Genomic DNA, 20352 nt, shown 5'->3' with positions numbered 1-20352 from the left:
TGGACCTGCCGCGGCCCTGGAGTGGGCAACGAGATCTACGACTTGGTTCGCGGCAGGAGCTCCTGCCGCGAACCAAGTTCCGGATCACGCCGAGGTCAGAGGGACCGGACCGTGCTGGGTGCGGAGTCGGCGAGGCTCATCCGTAGACCGGCGACGAGTTCGCGGACCAGGGACTCGACACCGTCGGAGGAAGCGGTGCCGAACACGTGGAAGTCGGGGCGGACCAGGATCACGTCACGGTCCCACTCGTCGAACCACTCGCCGTACACGTCCTCCACGTCGGTCACCGGTGCGTCCGGCCCGATGTGAACGGCGACGCCCCCGAGCCGTTCCCAGGCCTCGCGGGTCATGGGCGACAGCGATTCCATGGGGTCCCCGGCACGGCTGAGCAGCACATGCGCGCCCGCGCCGAACACGTCGTCGAAGCGGCCTTCGCGACCCTTGGTCCGCACGAGTCCCTGACGGCCCAGCCATCCAGCGTGCGGGTCGTCCGCGGCCAGCGACTCCGTGCCCATTCGCCACCCCGTCATCTCCGGCGCCTCGACGCGCTTCTCCCTGAGCAGCGCGTCCCGCTCGGCGCACGCCTCGGGGTCGATCAGGCAGAGGAAGCCGCCGACCATGACGGCGTCCGAGATGAGCCGGCTCACATGGGGAATGCGCTCGCGGGCGTAGTCGTCGAGGGTGTCCGCGGGCGCCAGCCCGCGCAGGACCAGGTCCAGACGCCAGGAGAGGGTCGCGACGTCGCGGATCCCGGAGTTCATGCCCTGCCCCAGGAACGGTGGCGTCAGATGGGCGGCGTCGCCGGCCAGCAGGACCCGTCCCTGCCGCCATTGCTGCGCCCAGCAGGCACGGAAGGTGTACGCCGCGTAACGCACCAGGTCCGCGTTCGTCTGATCCACGCCGCGCTCGGCGAGGAGTCGCCACACCGTCTCATCGGTGGCCATCTCCTCCTTCCGCTCCCCGGGCAGCAGCATGAACTCGAGACGGCGTCGTCCCGGCCCGGACGGCACCGAGGTCGTGGGACGCGGCGGGCCGAGTACCTGCCCCATGTACGGGATCCAGTCCCGTTCCACCGTGGGCTTGAGGTCGACCACCAGCCAGTCGGAGGAGAACTGGAGGTCGCCGTCCAGTGGGATGTCCATCAAATTCCGGACGGTACTCTGCGCTCCGTCGCAGCCGACGACGAACCGGGCGGTGTGCGTGACGTGGTCCGCCCCGGTGCGGGGGCCGCCGAGCTCGTCGGACGGGGCGAAGCGAACCCCTACGGCGTCCTCGATCTCCTCCAGCCCGGTCACCACCTGGCCCCTGACCAGCTGGATCCGCGGATGCGCTCTAACCTGTTCCTCCAGGACCGCCTCGAGATCCGGCTGGTTGAACGTTGCGTCGGGCCCCTCCGAGCGTCGGGGAAGCGGGACGGTCTGTGAGAGGAGGACCTCTCCCTCGGCGGTGACGTAGTCCAAGCTGTGGTTCTGCCCGTTCCATTCGAGGTGGGGCTTCAGCGGCTCGGAGGCCCCGGCCATGTGCAGCACGCGCAGCGACTCACGGCTGATGCCCACGGCCCGGGGGAGCGGGTAGGCGGAGGGCCGTCGCTCCACCACGAGAACCCGATGCCGATTGCGGGCCAGTAGCAGGCTGAGGGTGAGCCCCGTGGGCCCCGCGCCCACCACGATCACGTCGGCAGACTCCGCTACCGAGTCGGCGAGCAACCCCAGTTGTCCGTTGTTCTTTTCCATGGCGACTCCAATGGGTCGGTTGGTCACCAGGCTTGAGACGGCCCGACCAGGTCGATCCGCTCGGCCGGGAACAGGTCGCTCACGTCAGACGACCGCCAGTCCAGGTCCACCGGGTGGGCGACCTCGGCGAAGGTCAGGGCGAGGTCGAACAGCGCCCGCTCCTGGGGGGGCAGGTCGTCCACCGGAAACTGGTTCAGATGGGCGACGATCGCGTCGATGCGCGGCAGCAAGGCGTCGTAGAAGGTCCGCAGCTCCGGCATGTCGGCGGCGGCCATCGCACGCATCCTGGACTGCTGGCCGGTCAGCCGCCACCGGTCCAGGAACGGCGCGAGGTCGGAGAATCCGTCGGGAAGCTCGTTGTGGAGTTCCATCACCGCGCTCCGATCAGCTCGTCGATGATGGCGTAGCGGTGCTGCAGGGCGAACTCCTGCAGGGAGAGGTTGATGCTGTCGATGGCGCCCGACTCCAGGCCGCGCTGTACGTCCTCCATGGCCGACAGGTCCTCACGGGCGACGGTGTACTGCAACCCGCGCGTGTAGGCCTGGGCCAGCCGGTCTCCCGCATGCCGGGCCGTGCGGGCATAGAGATCGAAGATCAACCGCGTGTTCTCCCGGTCGATGGGCCAGACGGTGACCACGCTGTACCAGTGCGGGCCGTTGAGGATGGCGACGTTGGGGAAGTACTGGACAATGTCGAAGAACCACGGCTGACTGCGCGTCCGGTTCACCCCGGGCGGCAGCAGGCTGAAGTCGGTCTCCACCGCGGGCGTGAGCTTGCGGCCCTGCGCGAACAGGGCTCGTTCGGCAGGCGGCCCCAGGTACTCGGGATTGGCCGGGGTGACGACGCGGATGTGCCGGTCGTAGACGTCGATAAGGGGCGTATGGCGCATCGGGTTGTCCTTGCCGGCCAGCTTGGGCTGGGTGCGCCGGTGCAGGAAGACTGTGTGATAGCCCTCCGAGAAGGAGTCCATCGCGATGTTCCAGTTGGCCCGGACGTCGGCGGAGAAGGTGCCGATCTTCTCCATCTCGGTGTAGTAGCCCTCGAATCCGTCGGCGAGTTCGCCCAGCCACTCGGTGAGCCCGACCCCGTCCTCGCCGCCGAAGTACATGAAGATCAGTCCCGCCCACACCTCGGTCCGTACCGGGACCAGCCCCGTCTTCGCCTTGTCCACGCTGAGGAACTGACCCTCGTCGGGAACCGACCGCAACGAGCCGTCGGCGCTGTAGGACCAGCCGTGCAACCAGCAGGTGTGCGAGCTTGAGGTGCCGGCGGCCCACCCGCACTCGGTGGGCACGACCTTCTTGCCGCGATGACGGCACACGTTGTGGAAGCCCCGGATCACCCCGTCCTTGCCGCGCTTGACCAGCACAGAGGTTCGGAAGGTGGGGATATCCCGGACGAGGAAGCTTCCCGGCCTCGGCAGCTCGTTGGCGTTGCCGATCAGGAACCAGGACGGCCGGAAGACCTTCTCCAGTACCGCGTCGTAGTAGCCCTGCGTCAGCTTGTCCCGGACCGTCACCACGTCACGGAGCCGCGGGGGCGGCGCAGCCCCGGGGACGGAGCTGACGACAACATCGGACATGTTCACTCCCGTGAAATAGGATTCAAATCTCGTTTAACAGGACACTACTTATGAGGCGTCGGCCCTGGCGCCCTGGGCTTGCGGTCCCCGCCCTCGCGCGGCAACCACTGCCGACAGGTCGGGTCAAGCCGCCGCGGTCTCAGGCTGCGGCGGGTCGCCGGCCGGGCCGTGGTGCCCCCAGGCGCTGATGCGGTCGTAGGTCAGGACCTTCCAGGTGTCGTCCACCTCGGCCCCGCCGAACCCGAACTCCATGTGGAAGCCGGCCGGAGTGACGCTGTAGAAGCCGAAGGTCCGGTCGTTGGCATGCTTGCCCAGCTCCATGGCGATCGGTACCCCGGCAGCCTTCGCGCGGTCGTAGGCGAGACCGACGTTGTCCTGGGAGACGGTCTCGACCATGATGTGATTGAGGGTCTGCGGAAGCGTGACCGGCAACTCGATCAGGGCCAGCGAGTGGTGGCGGCGGTTGCAGTGGTAGAAGCTGCCCCGGACGACCATGCCGTGCTGCTCGACCACAAGGGTGTCGCTGAGGGTCAGGCCGAGGGCTTCGGCCGCGAACTTGTCGGCGGCATCGAGGCCTCCGTTCGCGGCGGACACGAAGTACACGACGTGCCCGAGTCCCTTGTTCTCGGTGACGAACCCGCCGGGCACCAGCTCCGACTCGAACGGGGTCTTCGCGTCGGCGAGGCCCCAGGCGAACTCCAGCACCGCTCCCCACGGCGCGCGGGTGCGGACGAGACCTCGCACCCGGCGGGACTCCCGCTCTTCGTCCGTGCCCTGGATCACCTCCGCGCCGGAGGCCGTGAGCGTCTCCACCGCCTCGTCGAAGTCGGCCTCGCTGTGGGCCACGAATCCGGCGTATGCGGCGTCGTCGGCAGGGCCTTCGTGCACGATCAGCCGATGCGCCTTTCCGTCGAGGCGCCAGGTGGGGGCTCCCTCGGTGGTCGGCTCGCCCGACTTCAGGCCGAGGATCGAGCTGAGGTAACGGCCGAGCCCGGCCGGGTCCTTGACCTCCACCCCGACGTATCCCAGTTCCAGCGACTTCTCCATCGGTCCTCCTTGAAACCTCTCGGAGCCTCTCAAGTGATGTGGCGCCGCGCGTGAGCTTGCGAAGGAGCAAGCCCTGTATGCAGATATCTCTCCTCAGGATGCACCAGTGGGTCAATCGGGCAGCTAAAGACTGCAATGTTCCGGTAGCGCGGCACGGCCCGCTGGCACCATCAGGTATATCTGCATACAGTTATGCCGTCAACACTTCACCAAATGCTTATGCGCGAAGAATGTGGAGATGGCATGCCTAAGCACACAAAACGCGCAGGCGGGATATCTAGCACCCAGTAGGCCGCCTGGGGGTTCCACGCGACCGCCCGAAAGACTGCGAGCGCATCGCCGCGTAACCTGCATACAGATTCTGGCTTCATCCCAGCAAGCGCACGAGAACTGCCCGCCTTCCGGGCTAAGCTACATACACAAGTGTGGAGACAGAGGTTGAGAAGAAGGTGGGATCATGAGTCCGTCCGACGGTGGGTCGACGGCGGCGCCGGGCGTGGACGATGAACCCACTCAAGGCCACATCAACAACACGGCACAGGCCTACGCGCAGGTGCGGCGGGCCATCATGACGTCCGAGCTGCGTCCGGGCCAGATCATTTCGCAGGTCCGGCTGGCCGCACAGCTCAACATCAGCCGTACCCCACTGCGTGAGGCCCTCCGGCAGCTCCAGACCGAAGGGCTCCTCGAAGGGGACTTCAACCGGCGGGTCCGGGTCGCGCCCATGAGTATCGACGACCTGGAGCAGATCGCGGCAATGCGGATCACCTTGGAGTCTCTCGGCGTACGGTCCAGTGTTCCCCGCCTCACCCACGCGGACCTCGCGCGCGCGGAGGCGGCCTGCCAGGCCATGGACGAGTGCTACGCTGCCCGTTTCAGCGAGGGCCGGAACTTCCGCGACCCCCACCGCGTCTTCCACACCACGCTCTTCGGCCAGGTCGGATCCCGGATGCGCGCGCAGTTGGAGGATCTGTGGGACCACGCCGAGCGCTACCGGACCTTCTACTTCGAAACCGCCCCGAGCGTGGACACGATCGCCCACATCGGCCATGACGAGCATGCCGCCATCCTCGCCGCCGCTCAGCGCCGAGATGGGCAGGAGTGCGGCATCCTCATCGCCCGGCACCTCGCGCGGACGGCGCTGACCAGCCTCGCCAGAATCGACGCCGCTCATGATCCGTGGCTCGTCCGTGATGCCGTCCGCCTCGCCACCAGCGGCACGGCCACGAGTACGAAGGCGAACTGAGCGCCCTTAAGGTCAGCCGCAGTTCGGCGCGGCGCCGGTCTCCGTGTCCCCTCGCCCGTGATCTGCGTCTTCAAGGCGCCGACCACGCCGCGGGACGGCCTCGATCCCAGGCATCTCCGTCTGCTGCACCGAACCTGAGCCTGATCTTCCGCGTATGCGGCGCGCACCGCTCAGTGTGCGCCACCCCGATACGAGCCAGGAGGCCCGGCCATGCGCCTGGCGAACTACGACAATGGCTCTGTCCCGCGTGCCGCACTGCAAGTCGGCATAGGCACCGACCTGATCGACCTCGAGCGGGCAGCACTGTTGTACGGACGTGACGCGGCCTTCGCAGCGACACTGCGCGACGTGCACACGGCCCTGCGCGAGGGACTTGCCCTCAAGCCGGTCGCCGAGAACGCCGTGGACCGGATCGAGCAGTTGAGGGAGTTCGGCGCCCTGCACGCGCCGAACTCCGTAAGGCTGCCGGCGCCGGTTCCGGTCCCGCAGAAGTTCATCTGCCTGGGCCTCAACTACCACGACCATGCGGCCGAGGTGGGCGCTCCGATCCTCAAGGAGCCAATATTCTTCGCGAAGTTCGCCAACTCCCTGATCGGGCACCGCGAGACTGTGGTGCCGCCAAGGATCGCGACCTCGCTGGACTACGAGGCCGAGCCGGCCGTCGTCATCGGCCGGCCCCAGGCCTGGCGTCCCCGTGGAGCAGGCCCTGGACCACGTGGTCGGCGTCATGGTGCTGAACGACGTCACCGCCCGCGACCTCCGGTTCGCCAACCCCTTCGACACCCAGCAGCTCGCCATCCGGACCCGCGTCAACGGCGAGACGGTCCAGGGCTCCAGCACCAGTTCCATGATCTTCTCGGTGGCCGGGACCGTGTCGTTCCTCTCGCGGACCATGACCCTGGAGACCGGCGGCATCATCGCCACCGGCACCCCCGCCCGTGTCGGCGTCGCCCGCAAACCACAGCGGTTCCTCCAGACCGGGGACGTCATGGAAATCGACATCGAAGGTGTCGGAGTGCTGGCGAACCCCATCGGCGAGCCCGTCCAGCCCGTCGCGACCATCAGCCCGAGGTTTCAGGAGAGGCCAGCGCCCCCGGTCGCCGCGCCGATACCGAGGTCGACAACGTCCGGGGGTGGGCACCGGTTCGGCGTCTGGAAACACCACAACGACGTGGAGTCACGACGACACCTTCAACGGGCATCGCTTACAACGGAAGTGAGATCGAGTACGACGTAGCCATCGTGGGCTTCGGCCCCGTCGGCCAGCTGCTGAGTGCTCTCCTGGGACATGCGGGCCATCGTGTGGTGGTCTTTGAACAGCATCAGGAAATCTACAGTCCGCCCAGGGCGGTGCGCTTCGACGGCGAGGCCATGCGGACCTTCCAGTGGCTCGGCATCGTCGGGGAGGTCGAGCACGAGATTCTCCGAGTCGCACACGCGCAAATGTGGGGTACGGACGGGAAGCCCGTGATCGATCTCGCGGGCGTTCCCGGCGACGGTGGTGGGCACCAGTCCGGCTGGGCCAGGTCCTACGCCTTCTACCAGCCCGTCCTGGACGGCGCCCTCGACCGTGCGGCCCGGGCCGCGGCCTCCGTGACCGTGGAACGCGGATGGGCCGCCGAGGCACTGGTGCTGCACGACGGGTGGGCCGAGCTCGTGGCGCGCCGCCGGCCGGGCGAGGGCAAGGCCCCCGACCCCGCTGATCAGCCCAGGTCGGTCTCCGCGCGCTATGTCGTGGGAACCGACGGCGCCAACTTCTTCGTCCGGCGGACCTGTGGGATCGAACGCGTCGACCTCGGCTTCTCCGAGAGATGGATCGTCGCCGACGTGCGTCCGCACGACATGTCGGAGTTCGAGCAGCTGCAGATGGTCCAGTACTGCGACTGCACCCGTCCCACGACCATCGCACCCAACGGGTGCACCCACCGGCGCTGGGAGTTCGTGCTCCTGGAAGACGAGCGTGCCGAGGACTTCGTCGGCAACGAGGACCGGATCTGGGCGCTTCTCGCTCCGCACTGTCGCCGGGACCAGGGCATTCTGATCTGGCACACCGCCTACGCGTTCCGCTTGCTGCTCGCCGCTACCATGCGCGAGGGACGAGTACTGCTGGCCGGTGACGCGGCACACCAGATGCCCCCGTTCATCGGCGAAGGCATGTGCAGCGGTCTGCGGGACGCGGCGAACCTCTCCTGGAAGCTCGAGGTCGTCCTGCGTGGCCGTGCGTCCGACGCGCTGCTGGACACCTACCACTCCGAGTGTTTCACCCAGAACATGGCCGTCGTCGAGTCGGCCATGGCGATGGCGATGGGCAGGGTGTGCTGTCTGCTCGACCCGGGGGCGGCCGCGGCACGCGACGGATGCCGGGTATCGGAGCAGGCCTCTGCCACAGCTCCGACGACGCCCGACTCGCGGGCTCTCCGGCGGTGCAGGCCCGTCTCGACGGGCCGTGGGGAACGGCTTTGGCGGACGAGGCCCTGGGGACGGGCTTCGGTGTGCTGACAACAGTGGGCGACCCGGAGGCGATCCTGCCGACAGATCAGCTGGCCTTTCCGAAGTGGATCGGCGGGTACGCGGTGCCTCTCGACGGGGCTGCGCCGGGAGCGCCCCGGGACTCGGACGGACGGCTTGCCAACTGGCTCGCCGGCGCCGAGGCCGTGGCCACCCGACCGCACGGCTACACCTTCAGCAGCGTCCCGACGGTCGATCAACTGCCGTCACTGGTCGCGGAACTCCAGGGGGCAGAGGATTGGACGAGACAGTGAATGACGAATTGGATCATCTGGTCGGTACCTGGACCCTCGCGGGAGTCACCGAGTACAGCAGCGAGGGAACATCCAGAGAGCCGTACGGACAGCAGCCCAACGGGCAGTTGATCTACACCGCGGAAGGCTTCATGGCGGTCGTCATTCTGGCCGGCGGCGATGCCCCCGCGGTGAACTACGCTGGCGAGGTGAGCACCGACGGCATCGTCGTGTGTCATCACGTAAGAGTCGGCGCCCCGCCCTTCACCGGGGATCAGGTTCGCTTCGTGCGCTTTGACGGAAGTGATCGACTCGTGCTGGCCAGCGATCAGCCAGGCCGACCCCGTATCGAGCTCAGGTGGGTGCGGTCGCGAGCAGGGCGGCTGACAAGGGCTGTGGCGCAATCGAGATGACCTCTCGCCTCACCGAACCTGTGCTCCTGGGCCTGGCAGTCCTCGCCGTCGCAGCCGCGTCAAACCCTGACAGCCCTGCCCTGGCCAAGCGTGGCCCTGTGAACGAGACGACCGACCCAGTTCGTGGACATGCCGACCAGCGCCTGACGCGAGTCCGTCCAGGAAGTGTTTCGATCGGCAGCAGGGACCGCCTCACCAGCCGGGTCCGTTCCGCCGACCGCGGGGGGTTCCTCATGCGGATCGTCAACCCGCAGGGATCACTGATGGCGGCGGAAGCGATGGGCGCGGGGCGCGCGGCGGTTGAGTGTCCTGCAGAGCTCGGTGTCGGCAAGATCGGGGAAGGGCATGCCGGCGGCGCGGTAATGGGTTCGGGACTCCTGGAGGGTGTGGGGACGTCCTGCTGCCGGCCGGCGGCGCTGTAGAGGCGGGCAAGGAGGAAGCTGGTCTGAGCGGCGCCGACGTGGTCGCGAGGGCCGGTGAGGGCTTGTTCTGCCAGCGTGATGGCGTCGCTGAGGCGATGTGCCTCGGCGTATAGCAGGGCTTGCAGGGTCAGTGCCCTGCTGTGGCCTCGGTGGTCGCCGCAGGCGTCGGTCTCCTGGAGCGCGCGGCTGATCAGTTCGGCGGCGGTGGGGTCGCCCTCGTGGAGCGCCATGTCGGCCAGCCCCAGGGTGGTCCAGGTGTGCCCGCGGTGGTCCTGGACGGCGTGCAGGAGTTGGGCAGCGTGCTCGTAGTGGGTGTGGGCCGCGGCCCACCGGGGATCCTGTGCGGGACGGCTTGTGATGGGGCGCCCGGGCCAGGGGCCTGTGTACCAGCGGCGGGGGAGCGGGCAACCGCCCACCGTGCTCTCTTTCTCGGTGTCGGCGCGGGTGCGCAGGGTCCAGCCGACACCGCGGGTTTCCTCGTTGGCGGCGAACAGGGCCTGTGACTGGTCGAGTTGGGCGAGGGCTTCGCTGTAGTGAGCGTGATGCCGGCTGATCACCGCCTTTTCCCGCAGGGTCCAGGCCAGTCCGCGTTCCAGCGGCAGGGCCCTGAAGAGACTCTCGGCCGCGGTGAGCGTTCGCGCCGCTTTCTGCAGCTCGCCCTGCTGGCGTTGCAGGATTCCCAGGTTGCCCAGGGCGTCGCTTTCGCCGTGTGCGTCGCCCGAGCTGTGGAAGAGAGCGATCGATTCGCTGAAGCACTCTGCGGCCCTGCCCACGTCACTGCCGCCGTCACGTAAGGCTTCGCCGAGGTTGCGCAGCAGCGCGGCACGGGCCCCGCCATCCCCCAGGCGGTCGGCCGCGTCCAGAGCCAGCTCATGGAGCTGGCAGCTGATGTCCCAGCGCCACTGATGCTCCAGAGCGATACTCATCGCGTCGGTGAGCTCCCAGCACAGCTCCCACCACCTGCGGGCGTGACCTGCTCCGAGAGGTAGTCCGGAAAGGCGGTCCCCTGGCCGGACGGGCTGACCGGATGGTCCGCGAGATCTCCGCTCGTGTCCCCTCGCAGGATTAGCCCCATCGTCCTTGGGGCGACTGGCAACCAGATCAGATGCGTGGCCCATAGGTGAGATGGACGGCAGGGCAACCTTCCCGCGCTCGGCGAGACTGATCCGGTTATCCGCCTACGCCCCGGGGCGGGGGCCGGAGTCGGGGTCAGCTGGCTGGCAGGACGCGCACTGGCAGCGAAGACCACGAGCGCAGGGTGTTGTTGAGGTGCCGCCTCGGCTCGCCGGCCAGCTCCAGCTGTCCGACGCGGCGGGCGAGGGCGGTCAGCAGGGCCTCCGCTTCAAGGCGGGCGACGTGCTGGCCGACGCACTGGTGGATACCCATGCCGAAACCGACGTGGCCGGAGGGATCGCGGGTGAGGTCGAAGCGGTCGGGGTCGGCCCAGCGATCTGGGTCGCGGTTGGCGGAGCCGAGGAACATGAGGATCTTGCCGCCTGCGGAGATGCGGGTACCCGCGATGTCGACATCGGTCGTGGCGGTACGGAAGAACGTCTGCACCGGCGACTGCCAGCGCACCGCCTCGTCGAACGCCACCCGCGCCAGCTCGGGGCGCTCACGCAGCCGCTGCCACTCCTGCGGGTGCGTGGCGAAGGCGTACAGCGCGGCAGCCAGTCCGTGCACGGTGGTGTCGACACCGGCGGTGAGCAGCGACCGCACGACCAGGGGCGCCTGCGCATGGGTGAGGTCACCGCGCTCGGCAGCGGCCCAGATCCGGGCGCCGAAGCCGTCCTCGCTCAGCGCCTCACGGGCGCACTGGGCGTTCACCCAGTCCGACAGCGCGCCGACGCGGTGCGCGTCGGCCTCGACAAGGGCGTTGCGCGGCCCGAAGGCGTTGAAGGCCATGTTGCCGTAGGGCAGCAGGTTCTCCCGCCCGTGCGGACCGAGGCCGACGGCGTCGGGGAAGACACGCAAGGGGAACGCCGCCGCCAGCATCTCGAAGGCATCGAACTCCCTCCCGTGCTCGGCCAGTACGGTCGCGACGAGTTCCTCGGCCACCGCCTCCCACGTTTCCCGCAGCCGGCGCAGGGTGAGCGGGGCGAGGATGTCGCGCAGCACGCGGCGCGGCGCGTCGTGGTGGGGCGGGTCGGCCTCCAGCAGCAAACTCGGCGGGCGCCATGGCCTTTCATGCCGGAAGTTGGCCAGTCCCACTCCGGCGCCGGACTGAAAGGTCTGCCAGTTGACGAGGGCGGCGTACACCTCTTGGTAGCGGGCCAGGGCGTGGACGCCGTAACGCGACAGGCGGACGACGGGGCCGGCTTGGCGCAGCTGCCGGTGCAGGGGCTCGGGGTGTTCCAGGTGCTCGGGAGCGAACGGGTCTGCGTCGCTGATCGGCGGCGACGTGGGAACGGCGGCTGTCTCGGTCATGGCGGCTCCACGAGATGTGGCTGAGGCGAGGGGGTTCAAGGCGACGTGGCTCGGAAGTCCGACGGCGCGGCGCGGCGCGGTTCGGTACCGGTCACCGGACGGTCAGAGGTCCAGGACCAGACGGTCGGAGTGCGAGCGGGACACGCAAGGCAGCATGCAGTCGCCCGCCGCACGTTCGTGGTCGGCCAGCACCGCGTCCCGGTGGTCGGGCGCGCCCTCCAGCACCGGGACGAGGCAGGTGCCGCACGTGCCCTGCTCGCAGGAGGACAGCACCTCGGCACCGGCCCGGCGCACGGCGTGCAGCACGGACACGTCCGGGGCGACGGTCACCTTACGGCCGGTGCGCCGCAGTTCCACCTCGAAGGGCGTGCTGCGCGCGGGCTCGGACTGGTCGGCGGCGGTGAAGCGCTCGGTACGCAGGCTGTGGTCGGGCCAGTGGGCGCACGCCTGCTGGACGGCCGCCAGGAGAGGAGCCGGTCCGCAGCAGTACACCTTGGTACCGGGCAGCGGCTCGCCCAGCCACGCGGCCAGATCGAGCAGGCCGCACTCGTCCTGGGGCCTGATGTGCACCCGCTCGCCGTAGGCGTGCGTGAGGTCCGCGCGGAACGCCATCGAGGCGCGGGCACGGCCCCCATAGAGCAACTCCCACTCCGCGCCGACCAGTTCTGCCTGCTGGATCATCGGCAGCAGCGGGGTGATCCCGATGCCGCCCGCGATGAACAGGTAGCGGTCGGCCGGCACCAGGGGGAAGTGGTTGTGCACCCCGCCGACGCTCACCCCGTCACCGGGCATGAGCCGGTCGTGCACATACGCCGACCCTCCGCGCCCGGCGGACTCACGCAGGACGGCAATGCGGAAACTGTGCGGGTCCCACCGGTCGCCGCACAGGGAGTACTGCCGGGTCGTCCCGTCCGGCAGCACGAGATCGATGTGCGCCCCCGGCGTCCAGTCCGGCAGGCGGACACCGTCGGGATGGTCGAGCGCGAGGGACACGACGCCGTCCGCGACGACGTCCTTGGCGCGGACCCGCAAGGAGAGGGTGGGGCTGGATCGAGGCATTGCGGGCAGCAGGTTGTGTACGACCACGTTGTCGCCTCCCGTCTGGGGAATGCAGGAAGGATGCCCGTGGCCGCCGGCACGGCGCGACGGCATTCTCACTGGGTGAGAGACGCTTTTCGCACCGATGTCACATTGCCGTCACACAGCGGGCCCCTCTCGTCCGGTGGGCGCGCCGAGCGCACGGGCCACGCCTCGCGCGGCCGTCCGCACGACGGGAACGACCGCCTGGGCGCCCGCGTCATTGGGGACGATGACCGACAGCGCCGCCAGCACCCTGCCGTCCGCACCACGCACCGGGGCGGCCACACCGAGGGCGTCCTCGTGGACATAGCCGGGGCAGTAGGCGTACCCCTGCTTCCGGACGTCGGCCAGGACCGCCCGCAGCCGGCTCGGCGTGGCCGGGGTCGTCGGCGTGTAGGCGGTGAGCGGGCCTGCCAGCAGCCGTTCCCTCAGGTCTGCCGGGCCGTGGGCCAGAAGGACGAGGCCGCTGGAGGAGGCGTACAGCGGTAGACGCCCGGCGATCCGTGTGTAGTTGACCACCGCGTTCGGCGCCGAGAGGCGTTCGAGGAACAGCACCTCGTCACCGTCGAGGACACTCAGCTGCACATGGTGGCCCACCACGTCGTGCGCGCCCTCCATGAACGGCATCGCAACCTCCCGCAGGGACAGCACGGGCGAAGCCCGGACGGCGAGTTCCCAGAGCCGGACACCGATCCGCACCCGGCGATCGTCGTCGCGGCCCAGGAAGCCGTGGGCGACCAGCTCGCCCACGAGCCGGGAGGCCGTGGCCACGTGCAGCCCCGTACGGCGCGCGATCTCGGAGACGGTCAGCGCCGGCTCCTCCTGGCTGAACGCCTCCAGGATCCGCGCGGCACGGGACAGGACTGACTCCTGGTGAGGTGCCTTCATCCTGTAACTCCTCGCTTGTACGGGGCGGCCGTGCCCCGACCCGCGTGGCCCTCACTCAGCCGCATGTGCGCCGTGTCATGGGCATGGACCGGATGCCATGACAGCGCCTCCCGTCGCGGCACCGCATCGTACGGTGGCTCCACCACCCGCACCGCAGCGATGGTTGCCAGCATCCGCGCAGGACGCGCCAGGATCAAGGCGATGCGGCGGTGCCGCGGATTCGAACCGGCTATAACACAGATGAACCATCGGCGGGAGCACGGGAGCACGGGAGCACGGGAGCACGGGACTCCGGCCCGGACCGTGAGAAACGGTCGGGGTGCATCGACGAGTGAGTTATCAGGACACTGGTGGCTCAGGCGGGAAGGGGCTGGTCGAGGTCTTCCCCGATCTGATCGAGGGCGCCCGACCCACGGCGTCCTCTGCCTGGGCCACCACATCGGCGCGGCAGAGTGCCGTGCGGGGGTAGGAACCCTCCTGCGAATCCCGGCAGTTGGCGGCTCACTGGGGCGTGACCTGTACGTTCCCGACCTCTACGCTGGACATTTCAGTACACAGGGGGTTCGAGGTGACACGGTCGGTTCCATCCCTGCAGTACATCGCTCGCACTCGTGAACACGCGCGGTTCGTCGGCCGACAGGCGCAGACCGCTCAGTTCCGCCGCAACCTCTCACTGCCTCTGGATCACCCAGAGCGGCGTTTCGTCTTCAGCCTCCATGGTGACGCAGGCGTGGGGAAGACCTACCTGGTACGCCACCTGCGCAGACTCGCCGACGCAGAAGGAGCAGCCACTTCCCGCGTCGACGAGACCTCACGCGACGTCCTCGCGGTGATGAGCCGCATCGCCACCGACCTGGCACACGCCAACAGCCCCTTGCGTGCTTTTGAGAAACGCCACGCACACTACGAAGAACGCCGCAACGAACTCGAGAGCGACCCCCAGGCACCCGAAGGGGCCCCGACCTTCCTCACCCGTACCGCCGTGGGCATTGGCCTGGGAGCCGCCAAAAGCATCCCGGTTGCCGGAGACCTCATCCAGCAGGTAGACCCGGCTGCTCTCGCGGAGCAGGCAGAACGAATCCGCAAGTACCTCAGCAAGCGGATGCGCAGCAACGACGTACGCCTGCTGATGTCGCCGGTGGAGGAACTCTCCCCGCTCTTCGCCCAAGGCCTCGCCGAAGTCGCCCAGGATCGCCAACTTGCGCTGTTCTTCGACTCCTACGAACAAAGCCGCAACCTTGTGGAGGACTGGCTGCTCGACCTCTTCGACGGCAAATACGGAGAGCTGACCAGCGCCCTGACCATCACCATTGCCGGCCAACGCCCCCTCGATCTGGCCCGCTGGTCCCCTTACTTGGACCTGATCGAGGAATTTTCCCTGGCCCCCTTCACTGAAACGGAAGCGCGCCAGCTCCTGCTGCACAATGGCGTGCACGACGAGTCACTCCTGGCCGTGATCATCGCGCTGACCGGCAGACTGCCGCTGCTCCTTGCGATGCTGGCCCAGAACAAACCGCTCAATCCCCAGGACATCGGTGACCCCACAGGCAGCGCAGTCGACCGCTTCCTCAGATGGGAGCAAGATCCCGACCGGCGTGCTCTGGCCAAGGCCGCGGCCCTGCCCCGCAGCCTCAACATGGACGCCCTACGGGTCATCACCGGCGACACGGACGTTGAGGACAGCTACGCCTGGCTGGGCCGACAGCCCTTTGTCACAGACGACTCGGGGCGCTTCGTCTTCCACGACATCGTGCGCACCTCCATGCTGCGAGTCCTACGGCGCGAGTCCCCGCAGGACTGGCGCACCCGGCATCGGGCGCTGGCCGCCTGGCACCGTGACACTCGCGAAGACCTGGGACTGAACGAACAGGCCGCTTGGAGCGACACTGTCTGCAGTCAGCATCTGATCGAAGAGACATATCACTGCCTCTGCGCAGAGCCGAGCACAGCCCTGCCGCAGGCCCTCAGCCTGGCCGTGCACGCCTGCCGGGCAGGAGACACTATGGCCCAGCTATGGGCGGAGATGATCGAACAGGCCGGTACCGATGCGGACGTCGTGAAAGCCCGCGACTGGGGACAGCAGCTGCAGGCCGCGTTGGCCGTACCAGGAAGTCACGGCGCCGAGTACCTGACCCTGCTCATCAGACAGGGAGACCTGGAACGCACCGCCCGCACTGCCGCCCTCGTGGCCCGCGCCGGCACGTACCAACTGATGCGTCGTTACGAAGCGGCCATCGCCGACTTCAATGAAGCACTCGACCTTAATCCGAAGCTCTCCTGGACGCTCGCCGCGCGCGGCGAAACCTACCGCCTCATGAAGCAACACAGTCACGCACTGCGCGACCTCGACCGCGCTGTAGAACTTGATCCAGACCTGGCCTGGGCCGTCAGCAGCCGCGGCGTCGTCTACCGAGAACTGGTCCGCTACGACGATGCCCTCGCTGACTTCAACCGTGCTCTCAGCATCGACCGCGGCTACGCGTGGGCGATCGCAGGACGGGGCGAGACCTACCGGCTCATGGGCCGCCTCGATGCCGCAGTAGCCGACTTCGACCATGCCATCGACCTCGATCCGGACTACGCCTGGGCCATCGCCAGCCGTGGGCGAGTCCACCTGAAACGAGAAGAGTCTCAGAGTGCTGTCGCAGATTTCGACCGGGCACTCAGCCTCGACTCCGCACTCGACTGGGTCCTTCTCCTGCGGGCTCGAGCACACCGAAAATGCCGACGGTACGCTGACGCGCTCGCAGACTTCGACCGACTGGTGCGCAAGCACCCAGACAACGCCGAATACGTCGCCAAGCGAGGTCGGATCCTCCTGGCGATGAGCTCCCTCCACGAAGCCCAGGCGGACTTCGACCGTGCTGTCGACCTCGTCCCCTCCCTGGACTGGGCCATCGCGGGACAGGGCGAGGTTCAGCTGCGTCTGGGGAACTTCTCTCAAGCCGTGGCCTACTTCGACCAAGCCCTGGCTGTCGACGGGACCAACGAGTGGGTTGCCCATCTGCGACGTGAGGCGCTCAGCCTGCTCGCCGGCGCCTGACTGGCGTTGCGAGGCCAGTTCGGCACAGACAGCAGCGGATGCCACGGCCGCTCTCTGCTTGAGGTGCCTTCGTGAGCTAAGGAGAAGCCCGATCGGCCCCGGACGCCGATGTTCCCGTTGGCACTCCTATGCCGTCAGGCTTGCCTGGAGCCGTCGAGCGAGGGCTGCGGGATGGGAACTGGCAGCACGGTCCGCGATGCGTGCACGGCCCGGACGGCCTCAACGGCCTGCCCTCGCTGGTCAGAGCCTGCCCGCGTGCCGGGCCCTGCCCACCACAGACCAACCGCCCCCTCACCGGCTCACTACCAGCGCATCCCAACTGCTGACAGCTCCTCCACTCGTTCGGGGGCAAGACTGGCCTTACGAGCACGGCAGTTGGCGATGAACACACCCAGCGCCAGCTCGGCTCCTTCCACGGTTTCAGTGTGCGATCGGGGTACGTTCAGGTGCCCTTCCCGGGTGCGGTACTGGCGGGCCGCCTCCAGGTTCGCCTCCCATTTCTGCGCCCGGCTGCGCCGAGGGACAACCGTCGGCGGAGTCAGTTCTTCCGCGCGAGGTTCGATGCCCAGCACCTCGCCGAGCAGCCACTGCTGCACGCCACTCAGCGCATCCCACTCCTGCCGCTGTACCTGTACCCAGCGTCCGAGGTCCTCGCCCTGCACCAGCAGCACGCCCTCCCTCTCCGGCAGTGAACCCCCGGTCTGGCGGTGCATGCGGGCAAGGTGGAAGCAGCGCTGCCATGCCACCGGCCACGCCGGACACCACGCGGGATCGATCTCCTCCAGCGCCCGGCGACGCTCCCGGCTCAGCCCACCCGCCCCAGCGGCCGCCTGCGGCCCCTCCGCCCGGTGGTCCTCGGCGCGTCGGGCAGCGGCACGCTGGTTCTTCAGCCAGATCCCGACCGGGTAGTTCTCCCAGGTGGCCTCGGTGGGGGCCAGCAGGTGGCCGTGCTCGGCGGCCCAGCCGCGGGCCGCGGCCAGGCCCTCGTCGAAGGCGACCGTGAAGTGGGACCACACCATCCCCAGTTCGTCCAACTGCGCCACCCGCTCCGGGTCGAGCCTGCCCTGGCAATTAAGGCGCCGCTGGTTGGAGATCCACACCCCCAGCGGGAACCCGTCAGGAGCGGTGTGCCCGTAGGGAACGCGCAGATGCCCCTGGTCACTGTGAAACGCGAGTGCCGCCTGCAGGCCCCGCCGCCAGAACTCGCCCTCCGGCCGCAGCACCCGCGCACTGATGAACGCCGCCAACTGGGCCGGATCCCGCCGCGACGAGAACGACAGCAGCCCCTGCGCCGCACCGCCAACCCCGCCTCCCACGCCCGATCCGCCAGAGGTCGCCTCGGACCGGCTGGCTGCCTGCGGGACAGCGAGCTGCTCAACCGCCTCCGCATCGTGCGCCCGCAGCGCGGTCAGCAGCTTCGCCAGATCCTCATACGCCTTCGAGGCGAGCATCTCGTCCGGCTCTTCACCCGGCCCCAGGAATACCGGCACCACCAGCGAGGCGATCTTGCCCTCACCCGGCTGCATCCGCAGCGCACGGCCCACCGCCTGGACCACGTCGGGCACCGAACCCCGCACGTCCGCGAAGACCACCGCGTCACAGCCCGGCGTGTCCACCCCCTCGCCCAGCACCCGCACCGACGACAGCACACACCGCTCCCACACCACACCGTCCGCACCACACCCCGACGAGAACTCCTCCAACACCTCCCGCCGGTACGCCACCTTGTGCTCCCCACAAAGCCACCGCGCCCACACCGCCCCCGGCTCCGTATAGCCTCCCTCGCCGCTCTCCCACAGCGCCTTCGCCACCGCGCCCAGCCCACTCGCGAAGGCCTCCGCCTCACTCGTACGCGAGTGGAACGTCAACAACCGCCTCAACTTCTGCTCGGCCGCCGTCTTCAGCACCGCCGTCTGCAGCGCACCCAACCGCAGCCCCCGTACCGCGTCACTGCGCGCATCCGACCCCACCAGCTGCATCGCCTGCACCTGCGGATCAGCGATGTCCACACACACCACCTGATACCGCGCGACCAGCCCCCGCTCGATCGCCTCCGACAGCGGCAACCGGTACACCACCGGCCCGAACACGCTCTCGTCATCCATCGACGCCACCAGCGCCGCCGACCCACCCTCACCCCCCGAAGAGGCATCCCACAACCGCGGCGTCGCCGTCATATACAGACGCCGCGCCGCCGGCACCTTCCCCTGGTCATGCACCGCCGCCCACGGCTTGCCCAGCACACCCGACGTCCGGTGCGCCTCGTCCACCACCACCAGGTCCCACCGGCCCAGACCACCTGCATGCGCCCGCTCCAACACCCCCAAACCCAGCGCCGCATACGTGGCGAACACCGTCACCCGCTCACGGCCGGACAGCCATACCACCAACTGCTCGGCATCGGTCGTGCACGGCACTTCCAACGCCCCACCCTCGCGCGGCGAGCACACCCCAAACATCGGCCCCGTACGCCCTGCCGCCCGCCATACCCCCACCATCTGCCCCAGCAGATCGAGCGTGGGCACCAGCACCAACACCCGCCCTGCACGCAGCTCCAGCGCCGCGTGCACCCCCACCAGACTCTTGCCCGCACCCGTGGCAGCAACCACCTGAGCCCGCAGCCCGTTCTCAGGCCACACCCCACCCGGCGGCTGAGCCAACGCCCGCACCACCGCATCCACGGCCTCAATCTGATGGGGACGAAGCCGATGCCGACCCGACACGATCTTCCGCCTTCCACGCCGCACCAACAGGGGCAGTAGCCCCTCACTACAGACTCTATCCCGAGTCACTTTGATGCAATCGCCCTATCGAGCGACAACAGTGCCTTGCCCTCGAAGGCCGCACCCATCACCGTCCCACCCAGACCTCGCCCCTCGCGGGAACTGCCCCGGTCTTCCGCGCACGGCGGGTGCGGAGTGGGAGAATGCCCACCCCGCACCCGCCGTGCCTCAACCGCCCGCAAGCGGCAACAGGCTGAAGAGCCGTCAGGACGGGGGAGAGGCAGGTGCCTCCGGAAGCCCCTCCATCCCGAGCTTCGCCAGACGCGACCGGATCGCACTCGGCTGCCGAGCAAACCGTTCAGTCAGCTCGTCAACACCACTCCCAGAAGTGTGGAGCCGCAGCAGCAACTGGTCATCCTCCGGCGTCCACCGCTCGTAGGCCTTCGGATACTGCTTGCGCACCTCGTCCACCGAGTACACCCGCGAAGCCGGCTCCAACCCCACCGGCAGCTCCACCCCGTCCAACACGGAAGAGGGGAAACTACACACTTCAACACCCCGCAACCAGAAGGTGATTGAACCGCCCTCGAACGTCAGCAGATCCGCCTCAACATCCAGCACCCGCCGCATGACATCCGCATCCGAAGGATCAACCACGAACTCCGAGAAACGTAACCGGATCTTCCCCTGAGAAACAGCACCAGACATGCCAACCACCCTGCCCAACACGGCGCCTCAGCAAGCCCGGCACCACTCCTTGCAGTCAGCCAGGCCCGCAACGCGGGCCCAAGGCAGGGGAGCGAAGCGGACCTGCCTCGAGCCGCGGAGCGGATCGATCCCTGGGCGTTCACGCCCGGGCACTTCCTTGGGTCCGCAACGCGGACCCTGCCGGCGGGCTTGCCCGCCGGCAGGCCGCGCAACGCGCGGCCCCGAGCCGCAACGCGGCTCGGTTCGGGGGCGCCGCAACGCGGCGCCGTTCACTTTGGGGGGGTGCGCAGCACCCCCCC

The 20352-nt window shown here is 68.6% G+C and carries 16 protein-coding genes and 1 pseudogene; 7 read left to right on the top strand and 10 right to left on the bottom strand.

Features of this window, described 5'->3' with window-relative positions; genetic code table 11:
* Window positions 1-95: 95 nt before the first annotated feature.
* The 4 genes from mhpA to ACWC09_RS11190 form a co-directional block, all read right to left on the bottom strand.
* The gene (gene mhpA / locus ACWC09_RS11205; RefSeq protein ID WP_450850274.1) at window positions 96-1733 is read right to left on the bottom strand and encodes a bifunctional 3-(3-hydroxy-phenyl)propionate/3-hydroxycinnamic acid hydroxylase MhpA; all 1638 of its coding nucleotides are present in this window, start codon (window positions 1731-1733) and stop codon (window positions 96-98) included.
* Between the two features lie 23 nt (window positions 1734-1756).
* Window positions 1757-2104: a hypothetical protein gene (locus ACWC09_RS11200; protein WP_361559661.1), complete on the bottom strand. Its 348-nt coding sequence runs from the start codon at window positions 2102-2104 to the stop codon at window positions 1757-1759.
* On the bottom strand, window positions 2104-3315 hold the full coding sequence (locus ACWC09_RS11195) for an aromatic ring-hydroxylating oxygenase subunit alpha (RefSeq protein WP_232033589.1): 1212 nt from the start codon (window positions 3313-3315) through the stop codon (window positions 2104-2106). Before ACWC09_RS11195 ends, ACWC09_RS11200 begins: the two co-directional genes overlap by 1 nt.
* A 123-nt stretch (window positions 3316-3438) precedes the next feature.
* Window positions 3439-4362 carry a VOC family protein gene (locus ACWC09_RS11190; protein WP_450850273.1) on the bottom strand — a complete coding sequence of 308 codons (924 nt, stop codon included), beginning with the start codon at window positions 4360-4362 and terminating at the stop codon, window positions 3439-3441.
* 457 nt (window positions 4363-4819) lie between these two features.
* On the opposite strand from ACWC09_RS11190, the gene ACWC09_RS11185 reads away from it, so the two are divergent.
* From ACWC09_RS11185 to ACWC09_RS11160, 6 genes and pseudogenes are all read left to right on the top strand, one after another.
* Window positions 4820-5608, top strand: coding sequence for a GntR family transcriptional regulator (locus ACWC09_RS11185; RefSeq protein ID WP_232033591.1), 789 nt, complete (start codon window positions 4820-4822; stop codon window positions 5606-5608).
* A gap of 210 nt (window positions 5609-5818) precedes the next feature.
* Window positions 5819-6274 (top strand): annotated as a pseudogene (locus ACWC09_RS11180) (fumarylacetoacetate hydrolase family protein); the annotation flags it as partial.
* 28 nt (window positions 6275-6302) lie between these two features.
* Window positions 6303-6845, top strand: coding sequence for a fumarylacetoacetate hydrolase family protein (locus ACWC09_RS11175; RefSeq protein WP_361559751.1), 543 nt, complete (start codon window positions 6303-6305; stop codon window positions 6843-6845).
* Between the two features lie 5 nt (window positions 6846-6850).
* Complete coding sequence (locus ACWC09_RS11170; protein ID WP_450850359.1) at window positions 6851-8107, top strand: FAD-dependent monooxygenase; 1257 nt, start codon at window positions 6851-6853, stop codon at window positions 8105-8107.
* Window positions 8101-8370 carry a hypothetical protein gene (locus ACWC09_RS11165; RefSeq protein ID WP_450850272.1) on the top strand — a complete coding sequence of 90 codons (270 nt, stop codon included), beginning with the start codon at window positions 8101-8103 and terminating at the stop codon, window positions 8368-8370. The genes ACWC09_RS11170 and ACWC09_RS11165 overlap by 7 nt, the downstream gene beginning before the upstream one ends.
* Complete coding sequence (locus ACWC09_RS11160; RefSeq protein ID WP_232033593.1) at window positions 8355-8762, top strand: lipocalin-like domain-containing protein; 408 nt, start codon at window positions 8355-8357, stop codon at window positions 8760-8762. The genes ACWC09_RS11165 and ACWC09_RS11160 overlap by 16 nt, the downstream gene beginning before the upstream one ends.
* Here ACWC09_RS11160 and ACWC09_RS11155 read toward each other — a convergent pair.
* The 4 genes from ACWC09_RS11155 to ACWC09_RS11140 form a co-directional block, all read right to left on the bottom strand.
* Window positions 8704-10110, bottom strand: coding sequence for a tetratricopeptide repeat protein (locus ACWC09_RS11155; RefSeq protein WP_450850271.1), 1407 nt, complete (start codon window positions 10108-10110; stop codon window positions 8704-8706). The two genes, ACWC09_RS11160 and ACWC09_RS11155, sit on opposite strands and share 59 nt — an antisense overlap.
* Before the next feature lie 283 nt (window positions 10111-10393).
* The gene (locus ACWC09_RS11150) at window positions 10394-11611 is read right to left on the bottom strand and encodes a cytochrome P450 (protein ID WP_450850270.1); all 1218 of its coding nucleotides are present in this window, start codon (window positions 11609-11611) and stop codon (window positions 10394-10396) included.
* A 102-nt stretch (window positions 11612-11713) separates the two neighbouring features.
* Entirely contained in the window at window positions 11714-12670 is a 957-nt protein-coding gene (locus ACWC09_RS11145) for a PDR/VanB family oxidoreductase (RefSeq protein ID WP_232033601.1), read from the bottom strand.
* 138 nt (window positions 12671-12808) lie between these two features.
* Window positions 12809-13579 (bottom strand): IclR family transcriptional regulator, encoded by a 771-nt coding sequence (locus ACWC09_RS11140; RefSeq protein ID WP_450850269.1) that lies wholly within the window; start codon window positions 13577-13579, stop codon window positions 12809-12811.
* Window positions 13580-14309: 730 nt separating this feature from the next.
* On the opposite strand from ACWC09_RS11140, the gene ACWC09_RS11135 reads away from it, so the two are divergent.
* Complete coding sequence (locus tag ACWC09_RS11135; RefSeq protein WP_450850268.1) at window positions 14310-16622, top strand: tetratricopeptide repeat protein; 2313 nt, start codon at window positions 14310-14312, stop codon at window positions 16620-16622.
* Between the two features lie 302 nt (window positions 16623-16924).
* Here the strand turns inward: ACWC09_RS11135 and ACWC09_RS11130 are convergent, their stop codons facing one another.
* Together ACWC09_RS11130 and ACWC09_RS11125 are read right to left on the bottom strand one after the other, a co-directional pair.
* The gene (locus ACWC09_RS11130) at window positions 16925-19345 is read right to left on the bottom strand and encodes a Helicase associated domain protein (protein WP_450850267.1); all 2421 of its coding nucleotides are present in this window, start codon (window positions 19343-19345) and stop codon (window positions 16925-16927) included.
* Between the two features lie 264 nt (window positions 19346-19609).
* The gene (locus tag ACWC09_RS11125; protein WP_232033599.1) at window positions 19610-20053 is read right to left on the bottom strand and encodes a hypothetical protein; all 444 of its coding nucleotides are present in this window, start codon (window positions 20051-20053) and stop codon (window positions 19610-19612) included.
* Window positions 20054-20352: the final 299 nt, after the last annotated feature.

Source organism: Streptomyces sp. NPDC001617 (assembly GCF_053596855.1).
The sequence above is the reverse complement of the archived record's forward strand: the minus strand, read 5'-3'. Positions and strand labels throughout refer to the sequence as shown.

Coding starts and splice junctions, on each gene's coding strand:
- mhpA (WP_450850274.1), bottom strand. CDS start 1,733: ATGGAAAAGAACAACGGACAACTGGGGTTGCTCGCCGACTCGGTAGCG.
- ACWC09_RS11200 (WP_361559661.1), bottom strand. CDS start 2,104: ATGGAACTCCACAACGAGCTTCCCGACGGATTCTCCGACCTCGCGCCG.
- ACWC09_RS11195 (WP_232033589.1), bottom strand. CDS start 3,315: ATGTCCGATGTTGTCGTCAGCTCCGTCCCCGGGGCTGCGCCGCCCCCG.
- ACWC09_RS11190 (WP_450850273.1), bottom strand. CDS start 4,362: ATGGAGAAGTCGCTGGAACTGGGATACGTCGGGGTGGAGGTCAAGGAC.
- ACWC09_RS11185 (WP_232033591.1), top strand. CDS start 4,820: ATGAGTCCGTCCGACGGTGGGTCGACGGCGGCGCCGGGCGTGGACGAT.
- ACWC09_RS11155 (WP_450850271.1), bottom strand. CDS start 10,110: ATGAGTATCGCTCTGGAGCATCAGTGGCGCTGGGACATCAGCTGCCAG.
- ACWC09_RS11150 (WP_450850270.1), bottom strand. CDS start 11,611: ATGACCGAGACAGCCGCCGTTCCCACGTCGCCGCCGATCAGCGACGCA.
- ACWC09_RS11145 (WP_232033601.1), bottom strand. CDS start 12,670: ATGCCTCGATCCAGCCCCACCCTCTCCTTGCGGGTCCGCGCCAAGGAC.
- ACWC09_RS11140 (WP_450850269.1), bottom strand. CDS start 13,579: ATGAAGGCACCTCACCAGGAGTCAGTCCTGTCCCGTGCCGCGCGGATC.
- ACWC09_RS11125 (WP_232033599.1), bottom strand. CDS start 20,053: ATGTCTGGTGCTGTTTCTCAGGGGAAGATCCGGTTACGTTTCTCGGAG.